This window comes from Rahnella sp. 1L-D-7-B-C2 (assembly GCF_057290995.1).
Map to the genome: position 1 here is coordinate 270,807 of NZ_JBXAVQ010000004.1, position 17,026 is coordinate 287,832.

Consider the following 17,026-nt stretch of genomic DNA (forward strand, 5'->3'; position numbering starts at 1 on the left):
GTTAGCAGCACGTGCTCAAGCTTACAGTGTCCGGCAAATACAGCCAATTTGCAGCGAAGCAACTCCCTGTTTACGCAGGATTTTACTGATTTCCCGCACGGTGCTGCCAGTGGTGACCACGTCGTCCACCAGCATCACATGCTGATTGTGCAGATTTTCATGACAGGTGAATGCCTTACGCAAATTCCACTTTCTTTCCCGCTCGGTCAGGCTTTGCTGCGGCGGTGTGCGCCGGTCGCGGCGGATGGCATAAGGCCGAAAATCGCAATGCAACCATCGCGCAAGCGGGCGGGCGAGCAGTTCACTTTGATTATAGCCGCGTGAGAAATAGCGCTTCTGGTGTAGCGGAACGCTTAAGATAACGTCCGGCCGTGGCAATGACCTTTCGCGCCAGCGCGCCTGCCAGCGCGCCTGCCAGCGCAGGAGCAGCAGGCGGGCGAGCGCAGTATCCAGCTCCGGCTGTTTCGAGAATTTCAGGCGCAGCACCAGTCCGCTGACCGGCATTTCGTAAGGGAAGGCGAAGGTCATGGCATCCCACGGCGGTGGTTTTTGCAAGCAGCGGCCACACTCGAGATGTGTTGCGGCACTTGGCAATCCGCAGCGCGGGCAGCAGGGAGGTATGGCGGGCAGATTTTTCAGGCACAAACTGCAAATCCCCTGAACTGCAAGATGCAGCGGACACTGGCATAGCCAACAGCGGCTGGCAATTGTTAGCATAGTGGCGGATTCCTTTTGCCATTCAGACAGACACGGACAATACGCTATGAACACGCTTTACCGGGAGACAATCGGCGAAGGAGATCGCCATCTTGTGCTGCTTCACGGATGGGGGCTGAATGCGCAAGTGTGGCGTTACACCGCCGGGCGACTTGCGCCGCATTTTCGTCTGCATCTGATCGACCTGCCGGGCTATGGCCGCAGCGAAGGATTTGGCGCGATGACGCTCGAAGAGATGGCGGAAACCGTGCTGGCCGCCGCGCCCGAAAAAGCCTCATGGCTGGGCTGGTCGCTGGGCGGGCTGGTCGCCAGTCAGATTGCGCTGACAGCACCGCAGCGGGTGGAAAAACTTATTACTGTCGCCTCCTCACCCTGTTTCGCTGCACAGGACGACTGGCCGGGTATCCGCCCCGAAGTGTTGCACGGGTTTCAGCATCAATTGAGTGAAGATTTCCAGCGCACCGTCGAGCGTTTTCTGGCGCTGCAAACGCTGGGAAGCGACAGCGCGCGGCAGGATGCGCGTCTGCTGAAATCCGTCGTGCTCGGTTTGCCGATGCCGGGCGTTGAGGTGCTCAATGGGGGCCTGGAGATCTTGCGCAGCGTCGATCTGCGCCAGCCAATGACTGCGCTGACCGTGCCGTTGCTGCGAATTTATGGCGCGCTGGACGGTCTGGTGCCACGCAAAGTGGTGCCGTTGCTGGATGAACTGTGGCCGCAGTCACGCTCTGAAATCATGGCCAAGGCTTCACACGCGCCGTTTATCTCGCATCCGGACGCCTTCTGTTCGATGGTTGAGTCCTTCCTGATTGCAAAATGAAAGGCAATGTAAATATTTTTTTCAAATTTCTGGATAATTTCCAAAGGTGACCAATACTTAAGTCGATGTGACGGAGTGAATGGCAAGCGTAAGTTGTTACGCCTGTCTGTTTGCGTCTCTGGGGAGTTTACTGGCGTTTAACCATGAAGGTCATGCCAGCGCAACGATACCTTACGTTCATATCCTGACGGCTTTTTGAAAACTATTCATTCTATTTAAAGGTAATGTCATGAAAACCAATAAAATTATCATTGCTGCAATGCTGACCGGGTTATTTTCTATCAACGCCATGGCGGCGGATATGATCACCAAAGAAGAAGCCAAAGAGAAAGGCTACACCAGCCTGGGCGTGGTCACGACCAGCAATCAATACACCGCGCCAATGGATGCTAAAGATGAGCTGTCCAAACTGGCTGATGAAAAAGGCGGCAAATACTACGTTGTGATTGCAGCCCAAGAGAAAAAGAAAATCTCTGCAACGGCTGAAGTCTTCAAATAAGGCTTTGGTTCTGAACCACACTGAGGGATGCCGCTGCGCATCCCTTTTTATTTCCACTCGTTTTGTGCGCCGCCTCCCTTTCTGAATCCTCCATTTTACTGATTTATAGACGTTAATTTTAATCGTTACTCTTAGAGTAACGAAGTGTCAGAGCGCTTAATTGATGGGTTCCCTTTAGATTCCTACACTTAACCCGTTACCTAAACAGGTCCAATGTGATGCAACCGCCACTTGCCTGAACTTCCCCCGTTCTTTCTGTTTCGTCACGTCGGGAAGGCTTCAGCAAGCTCAACCCAGGGAGGTTTGGCATGCCGCAACATCCGCAGACCACGAAAGTGTGGGACACCCGCCGCAATGAAAAACAACGGCGTATCGACAGTGTCCGTTCCGTGGCCGAGGGTAAAGTGCTACCCACCGATAAAATCATTCCTATTCTTGAAGCGTTGATTGCCTCCGGCGACCGCGTGGTGATGGAAGGGAATAACCAGAAACAAGCCGATTTTCTTTCCCGCTCGCTGGCCAAAGTGAACCCTGAAAAGCTGCATGATTTGCATATGATCATGCCAAGCGTCAGCCGCGCCGAACATCTGGATCTCTTCGAACGCGGCATTGCCCGCAAACTCGATTTCGCCTTCTCCGGCCCGCAAAGTCTGCGTATCGCGCAGCTGCTGGAAGACGGTCAGATGGAAATCGGGGCTATTCATACTTACATCGAACTCTATTCCCGCCTGTACGTCGATCTGGTGCCGAACATTGCGCTGATCGCCGGTTTCAAAGCGGACCGCAAAGGCAATCTCTACACCGGCGCGAGCACCGAAGACACCCCGGCGCTGGTCGAAGCCGCCGCCTTTAAAAACGGCATCGTGATTGCGCAGGTCAACGAACTGGTCGAAGACGATTGCGATCTGCCACGCGTCGATATTCCCGGCGACTGGATTGATTTCGTGGTGGTGGCTGATAAGCCGTTCTTCATCGAACCGTTGTTCACCCGCGATCCGCGTCTGATTAAACCGGTTCACGTGCTGATGGCGATGATGGCCATCAAAGGCATCTACGCCAAACACAACGTGCAGTCGCTGAACCACGGCATTGGCTTTAACACCGCAGCTATCGAACTGCTGCTGCCGACCTACGGCGAACAGCTCGGCCTGCGCGGCAAAATCTGTAAACACTGGACACTGAACCCGCACCCGACGCTGATCCCTGCTATCGAAAGTGGCTGGGTAGATACCGTTCATTGTTTCGGCGGCGAACTGGGGATGGAAGAGTATATCCGCGCCCGTCCGGACGTGTTCTTCACCGGTTCGGACGGCTCGATGCGCTCTAACCGCGCGTTCTGCCAGATGGCCGGTCAGTACGCGGTGGACATGTTCATCGGTTCTACCTTGCAGGTTGATGGCCTCGCGAACTCCTCCACCGTGACCCGTGGACGTCTGGCCGGTTTCGGCGGTGCGCCAAACATGGGACATGACCCGCATGGTCGCCGACACGCCACGCCTGCCTGGCTGGATATGATCGAAGAGCCGGACCCGATGGCGCGCGGTAAAAAGCTGGTGGTGCAGATGGTGGAAACCTTCCAGGCCGGTGGCAAACCGACGTTCGTGGAAAAACTCGAAGCGGTCGACGTGGGTAAAGAATCCGGTATGCCGCTGGCGCCGGTGATGATTTACGGCGACGACGTCACCCATGTGCTGACCGAGGAAGGGATTGCCTATCTGTATCGCGCCCGCTCTCTGGAAGAACGCCGTGCGATGGTCGCCGCCGTGGCCGGGATCACTGACATCGGTCTGGGCGTTGATGCTAAACGCGTTGCTGACCTGCGCCGTCAGGAACTGGTGGTCTTCCCGGAAGACATGGGCATTCGCCGCACCGACGCCACCCGTTCATTACTGGCGGCTGGCAGCGTGAGCGATCTGGTTGACTGGTCCGGCGGCTTGTATAACCCGCCCGCAAAATTCCGTAGCTGGTAATGACGATGCCGCAGACTTTAACGATTGGCGCTGTGCTGACAGCGGAAGAACTGGCCGAAAGGCTGGCAGATACGGCGACGCAGGCGCTGATCGACGAAGCGCGGCTTAGCCCGAAACCGGGGCTGGTGGACAGCCGGAGTTCTGGTGCACATCAGGATTTGAATCTGGATCTGATGGAGCGTTCGGCGCACAGCCTGACCCCGACGTTCTATGCGCTGGCGTTACACAGCTGGCAGCGCCCGGCGGATATTGCCCTGCGTCAGGACATCGGACGTTTAGGCCGTGCAGGTGAGGCGCAGATGATGGCGGAAACTGGCGGCGTCAACACGCACCGGGGCGCTATCTGGGCGATGGGGTTGCTGGTCAGCGCCGTCGCCATGCAGCCTGAAAGCCTGCTGCCGCAACACATTGCGCGGCGCGCTGCAAAAATCGCTGCGCTGCCCGACGCATTCAGCCCGAAAAAATTCAGTAAAGGCTCGCACGCGGTGCAGCGTTATCAGGTACCCGGCGCGCGCGAAGAGGCTCAGGGCGGATTCCCGCACATTATCGACTGCGCGCTGCCGCAGCTCCATCGTAGCCGTTCACTCGGTGCCAGCGAAAGCGAAGCGCAGGTCGATGCCTTACTGGCGGTCATGGCCCGGCTTTTCGATACCTGCGTACTGTCACGCGGCGGATTACCGGCGCTGAACGCCATGCATCAGGGCGCGCAGGCGGTGCTCGCTGCCGGCGGGATGCACTCCATGGCAGGCAGACAGCAGTTACGGCGTCTGGAGCGCCGGATGCTGGCGGATAACGTCTCGCCCGGCGGTGCCGCCGATTTACTGGCCGCAACCCTGTTTCTTGACCGCGTCAGCCAACCGCACACGATACAAATTAACTAACATCAGTAAAAAGAGGTGTTATGGAACGTTTTGAATTTAGTTATCCGGCGGCCCAATCGCTGGCAGTTCACGCCCAGGCCGGCGTGGTGGGTTCCGGCGACTTAGAAGCGCTGTATGAACCCCACGCCACGCAGGCGCTGAAGATTTCAGTAACCACTTCCGTCGATGGCAGCCACAGCCTGTGGCAGCACTTTTTCGACCGTCTAAGTACCCTGCGCGAATTACCGGCAGGTCGCCTCGACATCCATGATTTTGGCGCCACACCAGGGGTTGCCCGTCTGCGTATCGAACAGGTTTTTGAGGAGGCTGAACATGCAAACTGATGCCGATCAGAGCTTTATCGAGCTGAATGCCCGTCAGCGCGCCCGCAAGTTGCTGGACGCCGGGACTTTCCGCGAACTGCTGGGGCCGTTCGATCGCATCATGTCGCCGTGGCTGGAACCGCAGGGCATCGTCCCGCAGGCCGATGACGGTATGGTCGTCGCCAAAGGCCAGATTAACGGCCAGCCTGCGGTGGTTGTCGCGATTGAAGGCAGCTTCCAGGGGGGCAGCATGGGCGAAGTGTCCGGAGCCAAAATGGCCGCTGCGCTGGAAATGGCGGCGGAAGATAACCGCAACGGTATCCCGACGCAGGCGGTTCTGCTGCTGGAAACCGGTGGTGTACGTTTGCAGGAAGCCAATCTGGGGCTGGCGGCCATCGCCGACATTCACGCAGCGATTGTGGATTTACGCCGCTATACGCCGGTGATTGGCGTCGTCGCCGGAACCGTCGGCTGCTTCGGCGGGATGTCGATTGCCGCCGCGTTGTGCAGCTATCTGATTGTCACCCGCGAAGCGCGCCTCGGCCTGAACGGCCCGCAGGTGATCGAACAGGAAGCCGGTATCGATGAATACGATTCCCGCGACCGTCCGTTTATCTGGAGCATGACCGGCGGCGAAGTGCGTTATCACAGCGGTTTTGTTGATGCGCTGGTCAAAGATTCCCTTATTGAAGTGAAAGACAACGTACTGGCCTTCATCAAAAAGGGCGTCCCTGCGACACACCGCTCTGATAATTATGATTATTACCTGCCAAAACTGAACGGTTTTGACACCGCGCAGCAGGCCAGCCGTGACGTGACGGAAGCCTTGTTTAACCGGGAGGATCGCGCATGAGCACTTTTGATAGCCACACTGTGAGCCGGGGTGATTACTGGTTCGCCGAACTGACCAAAGACGCCACGCCGGTGGCCGGGCTGTGCCCCTCCGTTAAAGCGGCAGACGGCAAAATTAACGATCAGGCCGTGCGTTTCATCGCCGTGGTGCCGGATAAAAACAATCATTATCCGCGCGCCGCGGGCGGTGAAGTCGGTCTGCTGGAAGGCTGGACGCTGGCGAAAATCGTCAACGATGTGATTGCCGCCGATGCCAACGCAGCCACCAAGCGCGCTATCGTGGCGGTAATTGATGTGCCAAGTCAGGCGTATGGACGTCGCGAAGAAGCGTTCGGTATTCATCAGGCGCTGGCCGGTGCCGCAGGGGCTTACGCCAATGCGCGTCTGGCCGGGCATCCGGTTGTCGGGCTGATTGTCGGCAAAGCGATGTCCGGTGCGTTTCTGGGGCACGGCTATCAGGCCAACAAGCTGATCGCTTTCAAAAATAACGGCGTGATGATCCACGCGATGGGGAAAGAATCCGCCGCTCGTATCACATTGCGCTCTGTCGATGCGCTGGAAAAACTGGCGGCGACCATTCCGCCGATGGCCTACGACATCGAAAACTACGCCACGCTGGGGCTGCTGTCGCAACTGCTCGACATCGCCGATCCCGACAGCGCCACGCCTGACGATATCGCCCGTGTCGAAAACACGGTCTGGCAAAACATCCAGGACGCACGCAAAGAAGGCGTAAGCCTCAGCAACCGTCTGGGTGCCGAAAACCGCGCCAGCTCGCAGCGCGTTCGCCAGCAGATGCACCAGGAATGGTAATTCGTTAACTACTTTCAGTCTCAACCGGTAACGCACCTGCAAACAGCGTGACGCAGCCGCATTGCGGGTTCCGCCCTGATGATTGGTCAGGGTGCGAGCCTGCTGTTGTCTGCAACTGGACTGTCATACTAAAAAAACCATCGCACCGGCGCTGACTGAGCATTCATTTTTGTCTCAGGAAACTCGCTATGACTTACGTAATTTTGCACGCGCTTGCCCCTATTTTCGTCATCATGATCCTCGGTTTTTATGCCGGGAAAGCGAAAATGGTGGATAACCAGAATGTCTCTTTACTGAATATTTTTGTGATGGATTTCGCTCTACCCGCTGCGCTGTTTGCAGCGACCGTACAAACGCCGTGGTCGGGCATTGTCGAACAGTCACCGCTGATTCTGGTGCTGGTGCTGGCGATGTGGATAACCTACGCGGCCATCTATTTTATCTGCACCAAAGTGTTTAAGAAGTCTGCACAGGATGCTGCCGTCCTGACGCTGACTGTTGCGCTGCCAAACTATGCCGCGCTCGGTCTGCCTATTCTGAGCAGCGTGATGGGTGATGCGCCTTCAACGTCGCTGTCCGTGGCGGTTTCTATCGCCTGCGGTTCGGTGCTGATGACGCCGTTCTGCCTGCTGATTCTGGAACGTGAAAAAGCACGTCTGAGCGGCGAAAATCAGGGCTCATCACTGGCGTTGCTGCCGGTGCTGATGTGGCGTTCGGTGAAAAAACCGATCGTCTGGGCGCCGCTGCTGGGTGTGATTCTGGCGGCGATTGGCATTAAAATGCCGGAAATCTTCCTGGCGTCGATCAAGCCTCTGGGTCTGTCAGCGACCGCTTCTGCGCTGTTCCTGACCGGTGTGATCCTCTCCGCCCGTAAGCTGAAAATTAACGCTCCGGTGCTGTTATCCTGTGTGGCGAAAAACCTGATCCAGCCGTTTATCGCCTGGGGTCTGGTGCTGGCGTTTGGCCTGAGCGGGCAGGTGGCGGTGACGGCGATCCTGATGATTGCGCTGTCCGCCGGTTTCTTCGGCATCGTATTCGGTAACCGTTTTGGTGTGCAGTCGCCGGATGCCGAAGCGTCTCTGCTGATAAGCTCGGTGCTGTGCATTGTGACGCTGCCGCTGTTTATCACGATGACCGCTTCACTTCACTGATAAGAAAGGATCGAAAACGATGTCTCAACCGCGTGCCCATGATTTTATCTGGACAGATGACCGCTCTGCGCTCGACAGTAACGATGCTTTACCTGCTTGGGTAAACAGCAGCTGGCGCACCGCGTTGCCGCTGGTAGTGCGTCGCGATGCGCGTGCTGACGGCGCTGTTCCGGTGGGCATTCGCGGGCTGACCCGCATTCAGCGTGCCGCCGCCTGGCTTAGCCCGGCGGCGATCGTGCGGGTGGTGACGCCGGAATCACTGGTCAGCGACCTCAATGTGCTTCTGCACTCACCGTTTGTATCGCAACAACCGGTGCAGGCGCTGATCACGTTGTGCAGAATGCAGCTGCCTTTTATATGGGGCGTGACGGGCAGCTGTGCCTATGCGCTGGCCAGTGACCTTCCGGTGATGCATGCCGATAGCGATTTGGATTTGCTGGTGCGCTGCGACACACCGGTCAGCCGCGCGCAGTTCACCGAATTTTATGATCAGCTTCAGCGGCTCGTGTGCCGCGCCGATGTCCAGATCAATACACCACAGGGCGGTTTTGCCCTCAGCGAATGGCTGCGTGGTGGTGACGTGATGCTGAAAACTGACACCGGCCCGTTGCGGGTGCGTGACCCGTGGCAATCGCCGGCAGGCTGAGGTCTGCCACCAGCAAGGAGCACGATGAAAATCCTCTTTACTTTTCCCGGTCAGGGGCCGCAGGTGCCGCAGATGCTGCACCGTTTACCGGACAACGCCCTGACGCATTCCCTGATTGAGCAGGCCAGCCGCGCGCTCGGCGAAGACGTCCTGCTCTTAGACACCGCCGACGCCTTGCGCGATACCCGTGCGGTTCAGCTCTGTTTACTCATTGCCGGTGTGGTCTGGGCAAAACAATGTCTGGCCGAGGGTATCGAGGCCGATTTTTGCAGCGGCCTGTCGATCGGAGCGTTTCCCGCCGCGGTGATCGCCGGTGCGCTCGATTTCTCACAGGCAGTAAAACTGGTCGCGTTGCGCGGCGAACTGATGCAGCAGGCGTATCCGCAGGGGTTTGGCCTTTCGGCGATCACCGGCCTGCGTCAGCATCAAGTCGAAGCATTAGTGGCGCAGGCCAACACGTCTGAATCACCGGTTTATCTGGCGAATATCAACGCCGAAGACCAGTTGGTGATCGCCGGCAGTGACGCCGCGATGCAGGAAGTGATGGCGCTTGCCAAAGTGCAGGGCGCGCAGAAAACCCACCGGCTGGCAGTCAGCGTGCCATCGCATTGTGCGTTGCTCGATGAACCTGCCGCAAAACTGGTGGATGCATTCAAAGAGGTGACGATTTGCCGCCCGACCTGTGGCTATCTCAGCGGCACCACCGGACGTGTTTACTGGCAGCCGGAGAAAATCGCCGACGATCTGGCGATGAATATGGCGCGCACCGTGAACTGGCGTGACGCAATGGTCGCGGCGTATGAGCGCGATGTGCGTCTGGCACTCGAAATGCCCCCCGGCGCGGTGCTCAGCGGCCTCACCCGACGGGCGATGGAACAGGGCGAAGCGCTGTCCTTATGCCAGTCCGGCATGCAGGTTGCGAGACGTCTCGCAGCGCGGTTACGGGAAAATGAGCGGTAGAAATTGTTGTGATAGGTTGGGCATGAACTGATGTTTTTGGTGTGTTACGTTTTTCAGTAACACGCTGAATTACAAAAGTAATTTGTATATTCCGCGTTCCTTTTTGTTGGAATATTGCGCAATATGCTATTGTCCAATGACTCTTCAATTGCTGATTGAAGGGTTGCCTCTTTACATGAAGGGATATCATGCCAGTTTTAATTCGCGGGGATTCAAAAATGATAGTGCTCGACAGATCGTACAGCACAGCTACCCTGGCCCGACGGTTTGAGATCATTGATGAGATACATTTCAACAATGTCGACATGTTGGTCATTTATGATGAAAAAATTCCGTTTATCGCCATTGCAGAAGCGCAAACCAGAACAGATAACCGTGGCGAAAAGCGACACCACGTGATTGCCACGCTGGAACATTCCCGCCGGAAAAATGATGACGAAATTCTCGACGTACGCGAGTTTTGGGAAGACGAGAAGGCATTTCAAATCGAAGGCGTTGTCGTCAATTCAGGAATGCGAGATTACCGTTTAGCGACCTTGTTATATGAAACGCTGGTCACTAAAAAAAATCTCACACTGATGAGTGATAATGAGCAATACACCGGCGGACGGGCATTGTGGAAACGGCTTGCGCAGGACTCTGCCGGATTAGTGGTTTTCGTGCTGGATACTGAGAAAGGCCAATTTTACCCTTACGATGGCACCAGAATGCGGTACGACGGTGTGAGTATTCCGGAATCTGCCATATGGAGTGATCATCCGGACAAAACGCATTGGCCGGTGGTGTTAATTGCGCAAAACAGCGAGCGCCTTTCAGCGCTTGCGGCTCGCTAGCGCATACATCCGGCTTTCGGCTGCGAGGGCGAGCAGGTTGGGATCGTGCTCGCGGCTGTGCGGGAACACCAGCGCGATGGTCTGGCGCATCTGGTAGGCTTCGGCCAGCGGCAGTAACCGCACCGTATTTTCATACACTCCCTTCATTCTGCCCGGGATCAGCGTATACCCGACGCCCGCCTGCACCAGACTCAGCATCGAGAAAATGTCATTTACCCGCGTTACAATATCCGGCTCGAATCCGGCAATCTGAAACGCTTCCTGAAACCCGTGGTAAGTCGCGAATCCTTCGGCCAGTGAGACAAATTTTTCCTGTTTAAAATCCCGCAAATCCGCCGTGCCCTCGGTTGCCATTTCTGAACTGGCGGGGGCGGCGAGGAAGATATCATCCTGAAAAAGTGGCAGCTGATCGTAACGCTGAGCGTCGATGCTGGAGTCACTGGTGGAAATCAGGATGGCATCGAGCTGGCCGTCTTCCAGCTTGTGCAGCAAATCATTATTCGAGCCCATGACCAGTTCCAGCTCAAGTTCCGGACGGCGCAGTTTCAGCCCCATGATGAGGCGCGGAATGGTTTCCAGCGTCAGGGAATACAGCGTGCCGAGCTTCAGGCGTTTGTCGCCAAATCCGGCGGCGCGCTGGGTGGCCTGAATGCCGTGCTCCATCTGTTCGATGACCTGCGTGGCGTGTTCAAGCAACGCTTCGGCGGCAGGCAGTGGCAACAGATTGCGGCCTTTGTGGATGAACAGCGGACAGCGCAAACCTTCTTCCAGAGAATGTAGCGCGCGATGCACGCTGACGCTGCTCAGCCCGAGCTGCTCGGCGGCGCGGCTGATGTTCTGTTTTTCCATATAGGCGAGGAAAATTTCGAGTTTGCGGAAAGTGATTTCACTGTCGATCATACGGGTTCCTGCGGCGCGTTTGCGGCCTGAGGATAATAGCCGCAGTGCGGCTATTGAGAAAGGATTCGAATCAATGCGAAATGAGCTGATAGCTGACCGTCAGGCATTTTTTACCTTCGGCGCAGCTTTTGCAGCCGCCGGAGAGGCAGCTGTCGTCGGCTTCGATGGCCTCGGCTTTACGCATGGCGACCAGCCTTTCAAGCATCGCCTGCACCAGCGGCTGCGGGATATTGAGCTGGAGACTGAGCTGGCGGGCATCCGCCCGGCCAGCCAGTGCGAGACTGTCGCGTACCTCAATCAGACTGGCCATCATGTCTCCTAGTGGCAATCGCCGTCGGTAGTGGACGCACAGCAGGCTGACGCTTTACGCGGTTGCAAATTTACGCTGACGCGGCTGCGGGCTTTGCGCAGGGCGATAAGCACCAGCGCGTTGAAGGCAAGGACGATAAGAATGAGAGTGGTACTGTGTCCAGGATGATCGCTGAAGGTGGCTGCCTGATAGAACAACGTTGCCAGAGAATAGGCGACGTTCAGCCCCCAGAAGATCGAGAAGGTCATCCAGCTGCGGCTGGTTTCACGGGCAATCGCCCCCATCACCGACACGCAAGGCACGTACAGCAGCACGAAGATCAGATAGCTGTAGGCTGAAATCGCTGAGCCAAATTTGCTGCTCATTACGCCCATCGAGCTGACACCCATTTCGCCATCGCCTTTACTGGCTTCAATTGGGTTAGACAGCACGCTGATGCTGAACGTATCTTTCAGCCCCTGCCAGGTCTCTTTTACCGCGCCACCCAGTTCGTCCATCAGGTTGAAATTCGCAGCATCAAATTCTTCATTAGTGATGTGTTCGGCCGTGTAAAGGGTGTTCAGCGTACCGACCACCACTTCTTTGGCCATCGCACCGGTCACCAGCCCGACCGTCGCCTGCCAGTTGTCATTATGCACACCCATCGGCGCGAGCACCGGCGTCAGCACCTTACTGACCGAGGCCAGCGCTGAATCATTGATGTTATTCACCGCGTTGCCGCTGAACGAGAAACTGTTGAGTGCGCCGATGAAAATACTGGCGATGACGATAACTTTACCGGCGCGCAGCACGAATCCTTTCAGACGCTGCCAGGTTTGCAGCAGCAGGCTTTTCAGATGCGGAACGTGATACACCGGCAGTTCCATTACGAACGGGGAGGCTTCGCCGCGCATGATGGTGTATTTGAGCAGCAGGCCAGTGAGGATGGCGACCACAATGCCTAACAAATACAGTGAGAAGACGACGGAGGCGCCGTCCTGCCCGAAGAACGCTGCGGAGAAAACGGCGAAGATAGCCAGACGCGCGCCGCAGGACATAAACGGTGCCATCATCACGGTGATCAGGCGTTCGCGCGGGGCGTCCAGCGTTCGGGCACCCATAATCGACGGAACGTTACAGCCGAACCCGACAATCAGCGGCACGAAGGACTTGCCGGGCAGACCAAGCGCCTGCATCAGCCTGTCCATCACGAACGCGGCGCGCGCCATGTAACCGGAATCTTCAAGAAAGGAGAGGAACAGGTACATCATGCCGATTTGCGGTACCAGCGGCAGAACGGTGTTGATCCCGCCGCCCACACCCTGCGCGAGGAAAATGGTCAGCCACTGCGGGAAGTGCAGGGTATAACCAATCCACTGCATGCCCTGAATGAAAATCGCCGCGGAACCAATATCGAAAATCGGTTGCAGCGCCCCGCCGATATTAATCGCCAGAACGAACATCAGGTACATCACCAGCAGGAAAATCGGTACGCCGAGGAAACGGTTAAGGATCACGCGGTCCAGCACCTGCGTCAGTTTATTCGGCGCGGTGAGGTGCGAGTTGCTGATTTCAGCACTCAGCTGGGCGATGGACTGATAGCGCGCATCGGCAATCAGCAGCGCCGGATCGTCGAGCTCCTGCGCGGCCAGTCGGGCTTTCACTTCCGGCAGCAGCTGTTGCGCGTTACCGGCGTGGGTCTGGCTGTAGATATCGCCTTCAAGAATTTGCAAAGCCAGCCAGCGGCGTTGTTGCAGCGCCATCTCTGACGGCATGGCGGCGGCCAGCACGTCCACTTCCTTTTGCAGCAGCGGAGGGTAGGTCACGCGCGCAAGCATCGTGGCCGGTGGCAGCTGGTCGATGGCGGATTTCAGTTCTTTAATGCCGGAGGCACGGGTAGACACCAGCGCGATAACCGGGCAGCCCAGACGCGCAGACAGCGCCGGGATATCGATATGAATGTTCTGGATTTTAGCGATGTCGAGCATGTTCAGCGCGACGATGCACGGAATCCCGAGTTCGAGCAGTTGCAGGGTCAGATACAAATTTCGCTCAAGGTTGGAGGCATCCACGACGTTAATCATCAGATCGGCGTCGCCGCTGAGAATGTAGTGGCAGGCGATTTGTTCGTCGAGCGAGGTTTGTTCGGAGATGGTGGTCAGGGAGTAAGTGCCCGGTAAATCCACCAGCGTGATTTTATGATCTTCGGTGGAGAATTGGCCTTCTTTACGTTCGACGGTCACCCCCGCCCAGTTGCCTACGCGCTGACGTGAACCGGTCAACTGATTGAAAAGGGTGGTTTTACCTGAATTGGGATTACCAATCAGGCCAATGGTCAGTGCTTTCATACGTTCAGGTCTGCGTGTGAGAAAGGGGAAAGCGCGCAGGGATTAATGTGACCTGCGCAAAGAAGTCAGGCCAGCATTTCGAGTTTAAGCAGATCAAGATCTTTCTTGCGAACCACCAGACTGGTGCGGCGGGTTTCGATCTGTATCGGGTCGCCCATTGGTGCGACGCGGATGATGTTGAAGAATGATCCCGGCAGCATGCCGAGTGACAGCAGTTTCTGGCGATACGCCGGGCTAATCTCATGAGAAAAGCCGGTAATTTTGTAAGCACGTTGTGATTGAAGTTGCATAAGTTCCTCGCGAAGCGATCGGGTTTGTGGGGGCCGCGTTGCAAAAGCTACGCCGCGCTTCCGTGCCCGGATATTCCACTTAAATGCGATTTATGTTGCAAAAAAACTGCTCAGAAATTGTCCCTGGTGCGCAATTATCGACCTTACGTTAACTGTAGTTTGAATACGCAAGGAAGTACAAACGAGAATAGTTATCATAATTAGTACGTGTAAAAAGACAAAAAGAAAAGAGGCGTGCCTCTTCACGGATGTCCCTACCGCGTTGCATATCCTATGCCTGTGGAATCTCTGTTTTATTGATTTACCGCAGTGATTGATTCATTAGGAGAGACTTTAAAAAGTGTCGAAAAAAGGTACATAAAAAAGCCGCTAAAATTCAGCGGCTTTCGTTTAATGGCTTAAAACGTAAAAGCTAGCGTTTTTTACCCAACGCGGCGGCCAGTGCATCGGCCATCGCATTATTGCCTGCCGGAGCCGCATTGCGACCCGCCGGTTTGTTTTGTGTTGGACGTTTCTGCCCATCGCGATTGTCCCCTGCGGAGGGCGCGGAAGAGCGACGCCCCGGGGCTTCGCCCGGTTGCTCATCCAGACGCATGGTCAGCGCGATACGTTTGCGTTGCAGGTCAACTTCCATCACTTTGACTTTAACAATATCGCCGGCTTTCACCACGGTATGCGGATCTTCGACGAATTTGTTAGCCAGAGACGAAATGTGTACCAGCCCGTCCTGATGAACGCCGATATCGACGAACGCGCCGAAGTTAGTCACGTTGGTGACCGAACCTTCAAGGATCATGCCCGGCATCAGATCATTCATGGTTTCCACGCCATCGGCAAAGGTCGCGGTTTTGAACTCAGGGCGCGGATCGTGCCCCGGTTTTTCCAGCTCTTTGATGATGTCGGTCACCGTCGGCATACCAAATTTCTCGTCGGTAAACTCACTGGCTTTCAGGCCGCGCAGCGCATTGGAATCGCCCATCAGATCTTTCAACGCCAGTTGCGTCGCCGCCAGAATGCGCTCCACCACCGGATACGTTTCCGGGTGAACCGTTGAGGCATCGAGCGGATTGTCGCCGTGGTTGATACGCAGGAAGCCCGCACACTGTTCGAAGGCTTTCGGCCCCAGACGGCTGACTTTCAGCAGTTGCTCACGGTTGCGGAACTGACCGTTCTCATCGCGCCAGTTGACGATATTCTGCGCCATCATGCGGGTCAGACCGGCAACGCGGGTCAGCAGCGGCACGGACGCGGTGTTGAGATCCACACCCACGGCATTCACGCAGTCTTCCACCACGGTATCGAGCTTTTTCGCCAGCTGTGACTGGCTGACGTCGTGCTGATACTGGCCGACACCGATGGATTTCGGATCGATTTTCACCAGTTCGGCCAGCGGGTCCTGCAAACGACGGGCGATTGAAACCGCACCGCGAATGGACACGTCGAGATCCGGGAATTCCAGCGCCGCCAGTTCGGAGGCGGAATAGACAGATGCCCCGGCTTCGCTGACGATCACTTTCTGCGCTTTTACCGCCGGGAACTGTTTTTGCAGCTCGATAAAGAAGCGTTCGGTTTCGCGGGAAGCCGTCCCGTTGCCGATCGCCACCAGTTCGACGTTATGTTTGATGCACAGCGCCGCAACTTGTTGCGCGGCTTTAGCAGCCTGACCGGTGTGTGGATAAACGGTATCGATACCCACCAGTTTTCCGGTGTTATCCACAACAGCAACTTTCACACCGGTACGCAAACCCGGATCGAGACCCATCGTCGCGCGCATACCGGCCGGGGCGGCCATCAGCAGATCGTGCATGTTGCGGGCGAAAACGTTTATCGCCTCATCTTCAGCGCGTTCGCGAACGGTGCCCATCAGCTCGGTTTCGAGGTGCAGCAGCACTTTAATGCGCCACGTCCAGTTCACCACCGCACGGCGCCAGACGTCGGCAGGGGCGTTATTAAGGCGCAAACCCAGATGATCGATGATCAGCTGTTCGGCATAGCTCTCTTTTGGCGGTTCGTCGTGCTGGGGATCGGCATTCAGCGCCAGCTGTAAGACGCCTTCGTTACGGCCACGGAACATCGCCAGCGCACGGTGCGACGGGACTTTGGCAATTGGTTCATGATGATCGAAATAGTCGCTAAACTTCGCGCCTTCCTGCGCTTTGCCTTCGACCAGACGCGAAGTCAGATGCGCATTTTTCCACAGATAGTCGCGGACTTTCGCCAGCAGCGCGGCGTCTTCGGCGAAACGTTCCATCAGGATGTAGCGCGCGCCGTCCAGCGCGGCTTTGGTGTCGGCGACGCCTTTATCGGCATCGACAAATTGGGCCGCCGTCGCGTCAGGTTCGTTTTTCGGATCGTTCCACAGCAATTCTGCCAGCGGTTCAAGACCTGCTTCGATAGCGATTTGCCCGCGCGTGCGGCGCTTCGGTTTGAACGGCAGATAAAGGTCTTCCAGTTCGGTTTTGCTCAGCGTGGTGTTAATCGCTTTGGCCAGATCGTCGCTCAGTTTGCCCTGTTCCTCGATGGATTTGAGGATGGTCTGACGGCGGTCTTCCAGCTCACGCAGATAACCCAGACGGGTGTCCAACTGACGCAGCTGGGTATCATCCAACCCACCGGTGACTTCCTTACGATACCGCGCAATAAATGGCACGGTATTACCTTCATCCAGCAGACGCACCACGGAAGCAACCTGCTCCGGGCGAACCTGCAATTCACTTGCGATAATGCGGCTCAGTTGATCATTCATAAGTCTGGTATC

Annotated in this window: 17 protein-coding genes; 11 read left to right on the forward strand and 6 right to left on the reverse strand. The window is 56.5% G+C overall.

Annotated elements, in window-relative coordinates:
* Positions 1 to 21 precede the first annotated feature (21 nt).
* Complete coding sequence (gntX, locus tag AC0Z7K_RS09705) at positions 22 to 717, reverse strand: DNA utilization protein GntX (protein ID WP_485614150.1); 696 nt, start codon at positions 715 to 717, stop codon at positions 22 to 24.
* A gap of 46 nt (positions 718 to 763) precedes the next feature.
* Between gntX and bioH the strand changes: the two genes are divergently transcribed.
* From bioH to AC0Z7K_RS09760, 11 genes are all read left to right on the forward strand, one after another.
* Entirely contained in the window at positions 764 to 1,534 is a 771-nt protein-coding gene (gene bioH / locus AC0Z7K_RS09710; protein ID WP_485614151.1) for a pimeloyl-ACP methyl ester esterase BioH, read from the forward strand.
* Between the two features lie 229 nt (positions 1,535 to 1,763).
* Positions 1,764 to 2,033 carry a YdgH/BhsA/McbA-like domain containing protein gene (locus AC0Z7K_RS09715; protein WP_413530118.1) on the forward strand — a complete coding sequence of 90 codons (270 nt, stop codon included), beginning with the start codon at positions 1,764 to 1,766 and terminating at the stop codon, positions 2,031 to 2,033.
* Positions 2,034 to 2,341: 308 nt separating this feature from the next.
* Entirely contained in the window at positions 2,342 to 4,003 is a 1,662-nt protein-coding gene (mdcA, locus tag AC0Z7K_RS09720; protein ID WP_413530119.1) for a malonate decarboxylase subunit alpha, read from the forward strand.
* A gap of 5 nt (positions 4,004 to 4,008) precedes the next feature.
* A complete protein-coding gene (locus tag AC0Z7K_RS09725; protein ID WP_485614154.1) occupies positions 4,009 to 4,884 on the forward strand; it encodes a triphosphoribosyl-dephospho-CoA synthase in 876 nt (291 codons plus the stop codon).
* Between the two features lie 20 nt (positions 4,885 to 4,904).
* A complete protein-coding gene (locus tag AC0Z7K_RS09730; RefSeq protein ID WP_485614156.1) occupies positions 4,905 to 5,207 on the forward strand; it encodes a malonate decarboxylase subunit delta in 303 nt (100 codons plus the stop codon).
* Positions 5,197 to 6,039, forward strand: a complete 843-nt coding sequence (locus AC0Z7K_RS09735; RefSeq protein WP_485614158.1) for a biotin-independent malonate decarboxylase subunit beta — start codon at positions 5,197 to 5,199, stop codon at positions 6,037 to 6,039. Before AC0Z7K_RS09730 ends, AC0Z7K_RS09735 begins: the two co-directional genes overlap by 11 nt.
* Positions 6,036 to 6,851, forward strand: a complete 816-nt coding sequence (gene mdcE, locus AC0Z7K_RS09740; protein WP_485614159.1) for a biotin-independent malonate decarboxylase subunit gamma — start codon at positions 6,036 to 6,038, stop codon at positions 6,849 to 6,851. The genes AC0Z7K_RS09735 and mdcE overlap by 4 nt, the downstream gene beginning before the upstream one ends.
* A 188-nt stretch (positions 6,852 to 7,039) precedes the next feature.
* Positions 7,040 to 8,002 (forward strand): AEC family transporter, encoded by a 963-nt coding sequence (locus AC0Z7K_RS09745; protein WP_485614161.1) that lies wholly within the window; start codon positions 7,040 to 7,042, stop codon positions 8,000 to 8,002.
* Positions 8,003 to 8,021: 19 nt separating this feature from the next.
* Positions 8,022 to 8,648 (forward strand): malonate decarboxylase holo-ACP synthase, encoded by a 627-nt coding sequence (locus AC0Z7K_RS09750; RefSeq protein WP_485614162.1) that lies wholly within the window; start codon positions 8,022 to 8,024, stop codon positions 8,646 to 8,648.
* 24 nt (positions 8,649 to 8,672) lie between these two features.
* Entirely contained in the window at positions 8,673 to 9,608 is a 936-nt protein-coding gene (gene mdcH / locus AC0Z7K_RS09755) for a malonate decarboxylase subunit epsilon (RefSeq protein ID WP_485614164.1), read from the forward strand.
* Positions 9,609 to 9,796: 188 nt separating this feature from the next.
* A complete protein-coding gene (locus AC0Z7K_RS09760; protein WP_485614165.1) occupies positions 9,797 to 10,441 on the forward strand; it encodes a hypothetical protein in 645 nt (214 codons plus the stop codon).
* On the opposite strand, the gene AC0Z7K_RS09765 is transcribed toward AC0Z7K_RS09760, so the two are convergent.
* From AC0Z7K_RS09765 to AC0Z7K_RS09785, 5 genes are all read right to left on the reverse strand, one after another.
* Positions 10,421 to 11,341 (reverse strand): LysR family transcriptional regulator, encoded by a 921-nt coding sequence (locus AC0Z7K_RS09765; RefSeq protein ID WP_413530128.1) that lies wholly within the window; start codon positions 11,339 to 11,341, stop codon positions 10,421 to 10,423. The genes AC0Z7K_RS09760 and AC0Z7K_RS09765 overlap by 21 nt on opposite strands.
* 70 nt (positions 11,342 to 11,411) lie before the next feature.
* Positions 11,412 to 11,651 (reverse strand): FeoC-like transcriptional regulator, encoded by a 240-nt coding sequence (locus tag AC0Z7K_RS09770; RefSeq protein ID WP_413530147.1) that lies wholly within the window; start codon positions 11,649 to 11,651, stop codon positions 11,412 to 11,414.
* Between the two features lie 8 nt (positions 11,652 to 11,659).
* On the reverse strand, positions 11,660 to 13,978 hold the full coding sequence (feoB, locus tag AC0Z7K_RS09775; protein ID WP_413530129.1) for a Fe(2+) transporter permease subunit FeoB: 2,319 nt from the start codon (positions 13,976 to 13,978) through the stop codon (positions 11,660 to 11,662).
* A gap of 65 nt (positions 13,979 to 14,043) precedes the next feature.
* The gene (gene feoA / locus AC0Z7K_RS09780; protein WP_413530130.1) at positions 14,044 to 14,268 is read right to left on the reverse strand and encodes a ferrous iron transporter A; all 225 of its coding nucleotides are present in this window, start codon (positions 14,266 to 14,268) and stop codon (positions 14,044 to 14,046) included.
* 412 nt (positions 14,269 to 14,680) lie between these two features.
* The gene (locus AC0Z7K_RS09785; protein WP_413530131.1) at positions 14,681 to 17,014 is read right to left on the reverse strand and encodes a Tex family protein; all 2,334 of its coding nucleotides are present in this window, start codon (positions 17,012 to 17,014) and stop codon (positions 14,681 to 14,683) included.
* Positions 17,015 to 17,026: the final 12 nt, after the last annotated feature.